Source organism: Brevundimonas sp. KH_060, assembly GCF_057838275.1.
In genome coordinates this window covers 736,808-749,325 of the sequence record NZ_CM174463.1, presented here as the reverse complement: position 1 = coordinate 749,325, position 12,518 = coordinate 736,808, and the positions used below count along the sequence as shown (strand labels likewise).

The 12,518-nt window shown below is 67.3% G+C and carries 11 protein-coding genes; 8 read left to right on the top strand and 3 right to left on the bottom strand.

Annotation, left to right across the window (positions count from 1 at the left end; all coding sequences use genetic code 11):
- Positions 1-172 precede the first annotated feature (172 nt).
- The 8 genes from AC3IPP_RS03730 (at position 173) to AC3IPP_RS03695 (ending at position 8,114) form a co-directional block, all read left to right on the top strand.
- Positions 173-925: a hypothetical protein gene (locus AC3IPP_RS03730; protein WP_489150411.1), complete on the top strand. Its 753-nt coding sequence runs from the start codon at positions 173-175 to the stop codon at positions 923-925.
- Between the two features lie 20 nt (positions 926-945).
- On the top strand, positions 946-1,443 hold the full coding sequence (locus AC3IPP_RS03725; RefSeq protein ID WP_489150410.1) for a GAF domain-containing protein: 498 nt from the start codon (positions 946-948) through the stop codon (positions 1,441-1,443).
- Between the two features lie 277 nt (positions 1,444-1,720).
- The gene (locus tag AC3IPP_RS03720) at positions 1,721-2,614 is read left to right on the top strand and encodes an ROK family protein (RefSeq protein WP_489150409.1); all 894 of its coding nucleotides are present in this window, start codon (positions 1,721-1,723) and stop codon (positions 2,612-2,614) included.
- Positions 2,615-2,677: 63 nt separating this feature from the next.
- Positions 2,678-3,355: an SDR family NAD(P)-dependent oxidoreductase gene (locus AC3IPP_RS03715; RefSeq protein WP_489150408.1), complete on the top strand. Its 678-nt coding sequence runs from the start codon at positions 2,678-2,680 to the stop codon at positions 3,353-3,355.
- On the top strand, positions 3,355-4,173 hold the full coding sequence (locus tag AC3IPP_RS03710; RefSeq protein WP_489150407.1) for an HpcH/HpaI aldolase/citrate lyase family protein: 819 nt from the start codon (positions 3,355-3,357) through the stop codon (positions 4,171-4,173). The genes AC3IPP_RS03715 and AC3IPP_RS03710 overlap by 1 nt, the downstream gene beginning before the upstream one ends.
- A 217-nt stretch (positions 4,174-4,390) precedes the next feature.
- Entirely contained in the window at positions 4,391-6,454 is a 2,064-nt protein-coding gene (locus tag AC3IPP_RS03705) for a capsule polysaccharide biogenesis protein (protein ID WP_489150406.1), read from the top strand.
- A 149-nt stretch (positions 6,455-6,603) separates the two neighbouring features.
- The gene (locus tag AC3IPP_RS03700; RefSeq protein ID WP_489150405.1) at positions 6,604-7,749 is read left to right on the top strand and encodes a beta-ketoacyl-ACP synthase III; all 1,146 of its coding nucleotides are present in this window, start codon (positions 6,604-6,606) and stop codon (positions 7,747-7,749) included.
- Positions 7,750-7,847: 98 nt separating this feature from the next.
- On the top strand, positions 7,848-8,114 hold the full coding sequence (locus AC3IPP_RS03695) for a hypothetical protein (protein WP_087139307.1): 267 nt from the start codon (positions 7,848-7,850) through the stop codon (positions 8,112-8,114).
- 74 nt (positions 8,115-8,188) lie between these two features.
- Here AC3IPP_RS03695 and AC3IPP_RS03690 read toward each other — a convergent pair whose 3' ends face one another.
- From AC3IPP_RS03690 to ppdK, 3 genes are all read right to left on the bottom strand, one after another.
- On the bottom strand, positions 8,189-8,716 hold the full coding sequence (locus AC3IPP_RS03690) for a porin family protein (protein WP_489150404.1): 528 nt from the start codon (positions 8,714-8,716) through the stop codon (positions 8,189-8,191).
- Between the two features lie 211 nt (positions 8,717-8,927).
- The gene (locus AC3IPP_RS03685; RefSeq protein ID WP_489150403.1) at positions 8,928-9,461 is read right to left on the bottom strand and encodes a porin family protein; all 534 of its coding nucleotides are present in this window, start codon (positions 9,459-9,461) and stop codon (positions 8,928-8,930) included.
- Positions 9,462-9,679: 218 nt separating this feature from the next.
- Positions 9,680-12,370 (bottom strand): pyruvate, phosphate dikinase, encoded by a 2,691-nt coding sequence (ppdK, locus tag AC3IPP_RS03680; protein ID WP_489150402.1) that lies wholly within the window; start codon positions 12,368-12,370, stop codon positions 9,680-9,682.
- Positions 12,371-12,518: the final 148 nt, after the last annotated feature.

Genomic DNA, 12,518 nt, shown 5'->3' with positions numbered 1-12,518 from the left:
AAATTTCATTTCACTCCCTCCAAGCGGTTTGTTCCGCCCAAAGAGAGAACATCTAAAATTCAATTCACGCAACAACGGTATTTGAAATACATCGCCTCACCACCCCCGTTTGAAGCCCCGAAGCGAACTACGCTAGGATCGCCCACCTCAACCTGATGCTCAGAAAAACCTGATGATCCTCTTGCTCAGCGTCGCACTGGCCTCCGCTTCCCCGGAGCCCGCCTTCGAGGCCCTGGAGCCGATTCCGGCAGCCGCTCAGGGCGAGGCCATCCCTGCCTGCACCGTCGACCGCCGCTGGTGCGCCCTGATCGAGACGGACGAGACCCAGGAGCGTCAGGTTCTGCGCCTCTATGACGGCCTGCCCGGTGAGCGGACGCCCGTCGCCTCCCACCTCATCGAAAGCGAGAACTCGGAAGGTTTCTGGACGGCGGGCGCCATCCTGCGCCGGGCTGGAAGCGACGACGTCATCCTCGGCGCCGACATGGGGCTGCAGGCCATGTATTCGGGCGGCGGCGGCATGTCGTCCTATCGGACGCTGGTGCGGTTCACGCCGGGCGCAGCGCCGCAGGAGATTCTGACGGTCCCCCTGTCGGGATCGCTGATGATCCGCGCCTGCTTCGGCGAAGAGGACATCAAGCAGCGCGCCGGGGCCTGTCATGACGAATATGAATTCGCCGCCGAGTTGAAGGCCGAGGGCGACGCCTTCCCGCCGCGCCTGACCTACGCCTCCACCGCCACCACCTTCCCCGGCCGGGTGTCGCGCAATGAGGACTCCCTCGCCAAGCCGCCGTTAATGCCCAAGGATCTGGTCAAGGCCGTCGACGCCGAATGCACGGTGCGCCGCGTCTTCACTTTCGATCCGGCGTTGAGCGCCTATGTTCCCGACGCGCCCCTGCCCGAGTGCGGCGACTATACCGTTCCCTAGATTGCGTTGAGCCTCGCCTGATGTCCTATGTCGCCCGTGACGATCGCCCCGCCGACAAGGCCAAACGCTACGCCGAGGTCGAGGCCGAGATTCTGGCCGTGCTGGACGGCGAACCGAACCTGACGGCGCGCATGGCCACCGTGACGTCGATGCTGGCCGACGCCTTCCCCGTCTTTTTCTGGACCGGCTTCTACGTCGTGGACGCGGCCAAGGCCGAGGAACTGGTGGTCGGTCCCTATCAGGGCACGCTGGGCTGCCTGCGGATTCCGTTCGGGCGCGGCGTCTGCGGCGCGGCGGCGAAGACCCGCCAGACCCAGGTGGTCGAGGACGTCCACGCCTTCCCCGGCCACATCGCCTGCGACAGCCGCTCGGCCAGCGAGATCGTGGTCCCGGTGCTGGACGCGGCGGGCGATCTGATCGCCGTTCTGGACGTGGACGCGACGGAGACGGCCGCCTTCGACGCCGTGGATGCGGCGGCGTTGGAACGGCTGATGGCCAAAGTGTTCGGGGCGGGTTGAGACGCGCCTCCCGCCTCCGCCCCTCCGCCCCTCCGCCCCTCCGCCCCTCCGCCCCTCCGCCCCTCCGCCCCTCCGCCGTCATCCTCGGGCTTGACCCGAGGATCCAGCCATCCGCGCCCTGAACCTCACCTGTAAGAGGCGGGACGGCGGCGCATCATCGTCAACCGACCGCTCGCCTGCACTGGATCCTCGGGTCAAGCCCGAGGATGACGGCGAGTAAGGTCGGGAGAGGGTTGCGCACACGACGCCCGCCTCCGCCCGTGCTACCTCCCCCTTCATGCGGATCGGAATCGACTTCGGCGGCACCAAGATCGAGGCGGCGGCGCTGGATGAGGCGGGCGCCTTCGCCGCGCGCATCCGCGAACCGAATCCCGGAACCTATGACGCCGCCCTTCGCCTCGTCGCCGAACTGATCGCGCGGGTCGAGGCCGAGGTCGGCCCCGCACAGTCGGTCGGTCTGGCCATTCCCGGATCGCCTTCGCCGCGCACCGGCCTGATCCGCAACGCCAACTCCACCTATCTGAACGACCGCCGCTTTGGCGACGACCTGGAGGCGACGCTGGGCCGCCCGGTGCGGCTGGCCAACGACGCCAACTGTCTGGCTCTGTCCGAGGCCGCCGACGGCGCGGGCGCGGGCGCGGCCAGCCTGTTCGGCGTCATCCTGGGCACAGGCTGCGGCGGCGGTCTGGTCATCGACGGTCGGATGGTCGAGGGGACGCACGCCGTGGCGGCCGAGATCGGCCACATCTCCCTGCCCTGGCCCTCGGCGGACGAGGCGCCCGGCCCCGCCTGCTGGTGCGGCCTGCACGGCTGTCTCGAGACTTGGATTTCCGGCGTCGGGTTCCAGCGCGATCACGGGGCCGTAACCGGCCGGGCATGGACGGCGCAGGCCATCGTGGACGCTGCGCGCGCAGGCGACGCGGGCGCCGCCGCCGCCCTCGAGCGTTACATCAACCGACTGGGGCGGGCTTTGGCCATGGTGGTCAATCTGGCCGATCCGGAGGTCTTCGTGCTGGGCGGCGGCATGTCGAACGTGGCCGAGCTTTACGACCGCCTGCCTGACATCGTGGCGCGCCATGTCTTCTCCGACCATTGGGACGGGCGGATCGTTCCGGCGAAGTGGGGCGATTCCTCGGGCGTGCGCGGCGCCGCACGGCTCTGGGGCGATTGATCCCTGATTGATTGGGCCGCGCGCCCCGCTATGGTCCGCGCCGAACCATTCAGGAGCAAGACGATGGGCGAACGGGTTGCAGCAATCACCGGCGGGCACGGCGCCCTGGGCCGGGCCGTGGTCGAGGCCGCGCGGGCCGCGGGCTGGACCGTCGCCGTCATCGACCACGCCGGCGGCCACGCCGCCCCCGAAGGCGTGCTGGAGATCGGCGGCGTCGACCTGACCGACGCGGCGCAGGCCAAGGCGGCGATCGAGGCCGTGGTCGCCCGCTTCGGCCGTCTGGACGCCCTGCTCAACATCGCCGGCGGCTTCGTCTGGAGTCCGATCGAAGGCGACGGCGACGAGTTCGACCGGATGCACGCCCTCAACGTCAAGACGACGCTGAACGCCAGCCGCGCCGCCCTGCCCCATCTGAAGGCCTCGTCTGAGGGCCGCATCGTCAACGTCGGCGCCAACGGCGCGATCAAGGCCGGACACGGCATGGGCGCCTACGCCGCCTCCAAGGCCGGGGTCCATCGCCTGACCGAGGCCCTGGCCGAAGAGCTGAAGTCTACCTCGGTGACGGTCAACGCCGTCCTGCCCTCCATCATCGACACGGCGGCCAACCGGGCGGACATGCCGGACGCCGATCCGAAGAAGTGGGTCGCGCCCGCCGATCTGGCGGCCGTCATCCTGTTCCTGGCATCGCCCGAGGCGCGGGCGGTGACGGGCGCCCTGATCCCCGTGACGGGCAAGGTCTGATGCGCGCGCGCAGCGTCCTCTACCTGCCCGCCTCGAATGCGCGAGCAGTGGAGAAGGCCCGCACCCTGCCCTGCGACGTGGCGGTGCTGGACCTTGAGGACGCCGTCGCGCCTGAAATAAAGCTTGATGCCCGCGCGGCGGCCGTCGCGGCGGCGCAGGAAGGCGGCTTCGGCCCGCGCCTCGGCGTGCGGATCAACGGGCTGGACACGCCGTGGGGCGCCGACGACCTGAAGGCGCTGCGGGGCGCCCCCGTCGAGTTGATCGTCGCGCCCAAGGTCGAGAGCGCGACCATGATCCACGCCCTGTCGGCGGCCTTGCGCCCCGGCGTCGATCTGTGGGCCATGATCGAGACGCCGCGCGCCCTGGTGGACCTCGGCGAGATCGCCAGGGCAGACGGGGCCTTGAGCGGCCTGATGCTGGGCGTCAACGATCTGGCCAAGGATCTGAAGACCGGCGCGTCGCCCAACCGCGAACCGCTGAAGCCCTGGCTGGCGGCGGTCGTGGCCCACGCCCGCGCCAACGGCCTGAGCGTCATCGACGGCGTGTTCAACCGCATCAAGGACGAGGCCGGGTTCGCCGCCGAGTGCGCGCAGGGGCGGCTGTATGGCTTTGACGGCAAGAGCCTGATCCATCCTTCGCAGATCGAAGGAGCAAACGCAGCGTTCGGCCCTTCGCCTGACGAGATCGAATGGGCCCGCAAGGTCGTCGCCGCCTTCGCCGCGCCCGAATCCGCCGGGCTGGGCGTCATCCGCGTCGAGGGCGAGATGGTGGAGCGGCTGCACCTGCAACAGGCGCAGGATTTGCTAGCCGACCTCTAATTTCCTTCTCCCCTTGAGGGAGAAGGTGGCAGGCGGAGCCTGACGGATGAGGGGTGTGAGCGCGCCCTATCCGAAAGACGCTCTACGCGAAGCCCCCAACCGCCCACCGCCGCGCCGACACCCCTCATCCGAGCGCCTCCGGCGCCCACCTTCTCCCTCAAGGGGAGAAGGAAGAGCGGGGTGGCGCCTTCCCCCGGCAGACCTTAGACACAACCTCATGACCGCACCGCTTCCGTCCCTGTCGAAAACCCGCGCCTGGGTCTGTGCGCCGGGGGTGTTGAAGGTGCCGTTCCTGTCCGCCTTCCTGCCTGATTACGACCTGTCCGCCCTGCCCGGATCGTCGATTGAGGCTGTCCTCGGCTGGGGCATGAAGCCGACGGCGGAGGCGGGCCGGCGCTGGGCGGCCAAACACGGCAAACCGTATGTCGCGCTGGAGGACGGCTTCCTGCGCTCGGTCGGGATCGGCGAGAGCGGGGCGACCAGCCTCAGCCTGATCGTCGATGATCTGGGCGTCTATTACGACGCGACCCGGCCCAGTCGGCTGGAACAGCTGATCGACACAGCCCCAGACTGGTGCGACGCCGCCATGAAGGCCCGCGCGCGCGGCCTGATCGACCGCATCGTCGCCTCTGGCGTGTCCAAGACCAATATGGGCGGGCCGCTGGACCTCAGCCTGCTGAAGCCCGGCCGCCGGGTTCTGATCGTGGACCAGACCTTCGGCGACGCCTCCATCGGCTATGGACTGGCGACCGAGGCCAGCTTCTCCGAGATGCTGGCGACCGCCCGGCGCGACGAGCCGGACGCCCAGCTGATCGTCAAGCGCCACCCGGCCGTGGCGGCGGGGCGCAAGCAGGGCTGCATCCCGGCCAGCGAACTGGACGGCGTCACCCTGATCGATACGGACGTGCAGCCCGCCGACCTGCTGGCGGCGGTGGACGCGGTCTATGTCGTGACTTCGGCGCTGGGGTTCGAGGCCCTGCTGCGCGGCCTGCCGGTGCGCTGCTTCGGCGCGCCCTTCTATTCCGGGTGGGGGCTGACGACGGACGCGGTGCAGACCGAACGGCGCGGTGTACCGCGCGATCTGGAACAGATCGCGGCGGCGGCGCTGATCGCCTACACCCGCTATGTTGATCCGGTGACGGGTCAACGCTGCGAAGCCGAGGCGGCGCTGGAGCGGCTGATCGCCCTGCGCGACCGGGCCGATCGGCTGGCGGGCGACTGGGCCGCCGTCGGTTTCGCCCCGGCCAAGCGGCCGCCGGTGCGCCGTCTGCTGAACTCGCCCAAGGGCCGCGTCCGCTATTTCTGGCGCTCATCCGCCGCCGTCGTCCATGCGCGGGCGACGGGCGGCAAGCTGATCTGGTGGGCCGGCAAGGAGACGCCGCAGATCCGCGCCGCCGCCGACGCCTTCGACGGGCCGGTCGTGCGGATGGAGGACGGCTTCATCCGCTCGCGCGGCCTGGGGTCCGACTTCTTCGGCGCCCTGTCGGTCGCGCTGGACGATCAGGGCGTCTACTACGACCCGACCCGGCCCAGCCGCCTGGAAAGCCTGATCGAGGCGGGCGAACCATCGCCGGATCAGGTCGTGCGCGCCGAGGTCCTTCGCGCCCGCGTGGTCGAAGCCGGTCTGTCGAAATACAATCTGAAGGGCGCGGGCGTCCCGGCAAGCTGGCCGAAAGACAAGCCCATCCTGCTGGTCGTGGGTCAGGTCGAGAACGACCGCTCGATCATGATGGGCTGCGGACCGGACCTGCGCACCAACTCGGGTCTGGTGAAGGCGGCGCGGTCGGATCATCCCGACGCCTTCCTGATCTACCGCAACCACCCGGACGTGACGGCGGGCAACCGGCCCGGCCTGCTCGACCATGCGGCGATGGAGGAGGTCGACGCCTCGGCCGACGATCTGGACATCGTGGACTGCCTGAACGCCTGCGACCGGCTGGCCACCCTGACCTCCCTGACCGGGTTCGAGGCCCTGATGCGGGGCAAGCCGGTCAGCGTCTATGGCCGCCCCTTCTATGCCGGATGGGGCCTGACCGACGACCACCTGACGTTCGAGCGTCGCACCCGCCACGCCAGTCTGCAAAGCGTCATCCACGCCGCCCTGATCGGCTATCCGGTCTATGTCACGCCGGACGGCTGGCCGTGCGAAGCCGAAGATCTGGTCGAGGCCCTGATCGCCGCGCGCGACCACCCCCTGCCCGCCCCGCCGCGCGGCCGCGTCAATCGCTGGTGGCGCGGGATCAAGGCCAGTCTCGACCGCAGCCTTCCCCCGGCCTATTGAGGACGTTCGTCATCGCAACGGACTGAGTCCGGCCCGCGAGGCGCCCGAACTTCGCCGCGTGGCGCCGACATAAGGCTTGTCGAGCGCCGGGGACTCCATGTTCCCTCATGCAGCGAGGCGCCGCGCGCCGAGCGTCAGGGAACTACACAGTGCAAAAAGCCGTCATCTCCGCCACCGGCCTGTTCACGCCCGAACAGTCGATCTCGAATGAGGAACTGGTCGGCGCCTACAACGTCTGGGCGGAAGGCTGGAACGCGGCCAACGCCGAGGCCATCGCCGCCGGAGAGCTGGAGGCCAAGACGCCCTCGTCCGAAGCCTTCATCGAGAAGGCCTCGGGCATCAAGGCGCGCTTCGTCATGGACAAGTCGGGGATCATCGACCCCGAGCGGATGTTGCCGCACCTGGCCGCGCGCGGCGACGACGAGCTGTCGATCCTGGCCGAAATGGCCGTGAAGGCCGCCCAGGACGCCATCAAGGCCTGGGGCAAGCCGGTCAGCGAGATCGGCGCCGTGATCTGCGCCGCGTCCAACATGCAGCGCCCCTATCCCGCCATGGCCATCGAGGTGCAGCAGGCGCTGGGGATCGAGGGCTTCGCCTTCGACATGAACGTGGCCTGTTCCTCCGCCACCTTCGGCATCAAGACGGCGGCGGATTTCGTGGCCTCGGGGTCGGTCAAGGCCGTGCTGATGGTCAACCCCGAAATCTGCTCGGCGCACCTGAACTTCAAGGATCGCGACAGCCACTTCATCTTCGGCGACGTCGCCACCGCCGTCATCATCGAGGCCGAGGATCAGGCCGGACCGGGCGGCTGGAACATCGTCGGCACGAAGCTGAAGACCAGCTTCTCGAACAATATCCGCAACAATTTCGGCTTCCTGAACCGCGCCGCCCTGCCGACCGACGCCCATGAGCCGGTCTCGTCCGACGGCCTGACCGACAAGATGTTCGTCCAGCAGGGCCGCAAGGTCTTCAAGGAGGTGGTGCCGATGGTCTCGGAGATGATCCTGGACCACGCCGCCGAACTGAACCTGGACCCGCACGGCCTCAAGCGCCTGTGGCTGCACCAGGCCAACATCAACATGAACACCCTGATCGGCAAGAAGGTGCTGGGCCGCGAACCCGAGGCCGAAGAGAACGTCATCATCCTGGACGACTACGCCAACACCTCCTCGGCCGGGTCGATCATCGCCTTCCACCTGAAGAACGACGGCTTCGCTCCGGGTGACACGGGCCTGATCTGCAGCTTCGGCGCAGGCTACTCGGCGGGCACGGTTTTTGTGCAAAAGCGCCCATAAACCCGCCGAACAGGAATCAATATTTCCGGCGGCGCTTGCACTGTTCGGAAATTTTTGCAAACCGTAACGCGTCGAGAAGCAGGGGGGACAGCGCCCGAATGACTCAGACAGCTTTGCCCTGGGCTGAAAAACTCAGCGATCCGCTGGCGCACGACGTGGCCACGGTGCTGCAACGCATGGGCGGTTCGGCCCATCAGGACATGGTGATCAACTGCGTCGCGGCGTTGAAACGCCAACGCGGCGAGTCGGTGACTCAAGACCTCAAGATGAAGATCATCGAAGTGTTCGAACGCTATCGCGACTTCTTCATTCGCCCCTTCGGCGAAGGGTCGATGCGCTGGGCCCTGGCGCCGGGCGTCGCCTGACCATTTAAAGATCGAACAACGAAAAAGGCCCGCTCCGATTGGAGCGGGCCTTCGTCATTTCAGACTATCCGCGCTTAGAAACGGCGGATGTAGCTGACCGAATAGGCGTCAGCCTCGCCGCGATCATCGCGGAAGTCGCGGCGGGTCCAGTCGGCGCGGACGCCGTTGACGCCGTCCAGGTAGTAGTTGGCGCCGGCGCCGTAGTTCCAGCTGTCGCCGCCGACCTTGCTCTCGGAGCCGGCCAGTTCCTGCTTCAGCTCGGTGTGGCCGTAACCGCCGCGCGCGAACAGCTCCAGCTTGTCGCCGACGGGATATTTGCCGACGACATATCCGGCGGCGTCCCACTCGTGCTTGATCTGGCCGTCGACGCCGGCGACGCTGATGTCCTTGTCCTTGACCCCCACGCCGACCTCGGTCTCCACGGCCAGGTAGCGGTTCAGGTTGACGCCCAGGCGGCCGGACACGGCGCCGGTCTGGGCCGCATCGCCTTCCATGTGCGTGTAACCCAGCGAACCATAGCCGCGCGGTTCAGGATTCGATTGAGCAAACGCCGGAGCTGCGAGAACAGACACAGCAGCGGCGGCGAGAAGAACGTTACGCATTATTTCATACTCCTTAGATGATGTGACTTCTGTGATCACATGCCCCATCCAACGAAGCTTAAATGGTTGCGCCGCCACCTACGTTCCATAGGACAAACATCCAAGCATGGCGTAAGTTACGCAAAAGACACACACAACGTTACCCAAATAACGCAAAAGAAAGGGCGCGCTCCGCCGGGGAGCGCGCCCAACCGATCCGCCGGGAATCGGATCAGAAACGACGGACGTAGTTGACCGAATAGACGTCCACTTCGCCGCCGTCGTCGGTGAAGTCGCGACGGGTCCAGTCGCCGCGCAGGCCGTTCTGGCCGTCGAAGTAGTAGTTGGCGCCGACGCCGTAGTTCCAGCTTTCGCCGTCAGCCTTGCGCTCGACCCCGGCCAGTTCGGCCTTCATCTGCGTCGTGCCGTAGCCGCCGCGTGCGAACAGTTCGAAGTTGGGCGTGACCGGCAGGGTGCCGACCGCATAGGCGGCCAGATCATAGTCGTGCTCGATCTTGCCCTTGGCCCCGGCGATGGTGAAGTCGTCGTCCTTCACCCCGATCGAGCCTTCGCCCTCAACGCCGAAGTAGGGGTTGAACTTGGCCCCCAGACGGCCAGTGACAGCGCCCAGGTTTCCATCTGAATGGTCCAGCTGCGAATAGCCGAGCGTGCCATAGTAGGTGGGGCCGCCAGGCTGCACGACCTGGGCCGCAGCCGGCAGGGCGAATACAAAAAGGGCGGCGGCGGCGAGAATAACGTTACGCATGAGCTTCAATCACTCCTTATTGCGATGAACAGGCTTGGCCTGACCACCTTGCGGAGAAACAAAGCTCAAGCGCACAGCGTCGTTCCCTGTGCTTTATGAAGCAATCCATGACTGTGCGGACCAAAGCACACACCGCGTTCCGTCAAGGGTGACTATTTCACGGCATGAAAAAGGCGACCCTTTCGGGCCGCCCTTCTCTTGTCGACGATTAAAGGGCCTTAGCGGTCCTTCTCACGCTCCTCGCCCGAGCGTGCGCTCAGGGCGGCCTGGGCCGCCGCCAGACGGGCGATCGGCACGCGGTAGGGCGAGCAGGAGACGTAGTCGAGGCCGACCGTCTCGCAGAAGGCGATGGAGGCAGGGTCGCCGCCGTGTTCGCCGCAGATGCCCATCTTCATGCCCGGCTTGACCGCGCGGCCGCGCTCCTCGGCGATACGGATCAGGTCGCCTACGCCGCTCTGGTCCAGACGGACGAAGGGGTCGGTCTCGAAGATGCCCTTGTCCAGATAGGCCTGCAGGAAGTGTCCGGAATCGTCGCGGCTGATGCCGAAGGTCGTCTGCGTCAGGTCGTTGGTGCCGAAGCTGAAGAATTCGGCGTATTCAGCCAGATCGGCGGCGCGCAGGGCGGCACGCGGCAGCTCGACCATGGTGCCGACCAAGTATTCGACGCTGTCGCCGGCGTCCGCAAACACGGCCTTGGCCGTGCGGTCGGTCAGTTCGCGCAGATACTTCATCTCCAGACCCAGGGCGACCAGCGGGTGCATGATCTCCGGGATCGGGGCGACGCCCGACGACGCCTTCACCTGCAGCGCCGCCTCAAGGATGGCGCGGACCTGCATCTCGTAGATTTCCGGATAGGCCACGCCCAGGCGGCAGCCGCGGTGGCCCAGCATGGGGTTGGTCTCATGCAGTTCGCGGGCGCGGCGCTTCAGCTTGGCGGCGTCCAGACCTTGCGTCGCCGCCAGGGCGTCGATGTCGGCGTCGGTGTGCGGGATGAACTCGTGCAGCGGCGGGTCCAGCAGGCGCACAGTCACCGGCAGGCCGCTCATGATGGTGAACAGCTCGACGAAGTCGGCCTTCTGGAACGGGGCGATCTTGGCCAGGGCCACGCGGCGGCCCGCCTCGTCATCGGCCAGGATCATCTCGCGCACGGCGGCGATGCGGGCCTCGTCGAAGAACATGTGCTCGGTGCGCGACAGGCCGATGCCCTCGGCGCCGAAGCCGCGCGCGGTCTTGGCGTCCAGCGGGGTCTCGGCGTTGGCGCGGACCTTCAGGCGACGGATGCCGTCAGCCCAGCCCATCAGGGTCTGGAAGTCGCCCGTCAGCTCCGGCTCGATCATGGCCACGGCGCCGTCCAGCACCTCGCCCTTGCCGCCGTCGATGGTGATGACCTCGCCCGCCTTGAAGGTGCGGCCGCGCGCGGTGAAGGTTCCGGCCTTCTCATTGATGGCGATCTCGCCGGCGCCCGAGACGCAGGGGCGCCCCATCCCGCGCGCCACGACCGCCGCGTGGCTGGTCATGCCGCCGCGCGCCGTGACGATGCCGCGCGCCGCGTGCATGCCGTGAATGTCTTCCGGCGACGTCTCGTCGCGGACCAGGATGACGGCGTCGCCGTTCTGGCCCAGACGCTCGGCTTCGTCGGCGTCGAAGACGATCTTGCCGGTCGCCGCGCCCGGCGAGGCCGGCAAACCCGCCGCCACCACAGTGCGCGCCGCCTTGGGGTCCAGCGTCGGGTGCAGCAACTGGTCCAGCGCACCGGGCTCGACGCGGCTGACAGCCTCGTCCTGAGAGATGACGCCTTCGGAAGCCAGATCGACGGCGATCTTCAACGCCGACTTGGCCGTGCGCTTGCCGTTACGGGTCTGCAGCATCCACAGACGGCCCTGCTCGACCGTGAACTCGATGTCCTGCATGTCGCGATAGTGGCTTTCCAGCCGCCCCACCACGTCGACGAACTGGCCGAAGACCTCGGGCATGGCCTCTTCCATCGACAGCGCCGTCTCGCCCATCTCCTCGCGGCCCGCCTTGGTCAGGGACTGCGGCGTGCGGATGCCCGCCACCACGTCTTCGCCCTGGGCGTTGATCAGGAACTCGCCATACAGCTTGTTCTCGCCGGTCGAGGGGTTGCGGGTGAAGGCGACGCCGGTGGCCGAGGTCTCGCCCATGTTGCCGAACACCATCGACTGCACGTTGACGGCCGTGCCCCAGCTCTCGGGGATGTCGTGCATGCGGCGATAGAATTTCGCCCGGTCGTTCATCCAGCTTTCGAACACGGCGCCGACGGCGCCCCACAGCTGGGCCTGCGGATCCTGCGGGAAGGGCTGGCCCAGTTCGCGCTCGACCAGGGCCTTGTAGTCCGCGACCACCTTTTCCCAGTTCTCGGCGGTCAGTTCGGTGTCGACCGAAACGCCCAGGCGATCCTTGTGGTCGTCCAGCACCTCTTCAAAATAGTCGTGGCCCAGACCCAGCACCACGTTGGAGTACATGGTGATGAAGCGGCGGTAGGAATCGAAGGCGAAGCGACGGTCGCCCGACAGCTTGGCCAGCCCCTCGACTGTCTGGTCGTTCAGGCCCAGGTTCAGGACGGTATCCATCATGCCCGGCATGGAGGCGCGGGCGCCCGAGCGCACCGACACCAGCAGGGGGTTGGCGGCGTCGCCGAAGGTCTTGCCCACCACGCCCTCGACGTGGGCCAGGGCGGCCTTGACCTGATCGGTCAGGTCGGACGGATAGGTTTCCTCATTGGCGTAATACCAGGTGCAGACCTCGGTGGTGATGGTGAAGCCGGGCGGCACCGGCAGGCCGAGGGACGACATCTCGGCCAGGTTCGCGCCCTTGCCGCCGAGAAGGTTCTTCATCGACGCGTCGCCGTCAGCGGACCCGCCGCCGAAGCCATACACCCACTTGGTCATTTCGTAGTTCCTGAACCGTGGTCATGCGAGACTGAGTCCCGCCTATGCGGGGTTTCACTAGCGCGCTGCACCTGCGAAGGCGAGGCCGCAGGCGTAACAATCCGTGAGGGGTTGTATCGTTCGTCATCGTCTTCAAGCCCAAACCATG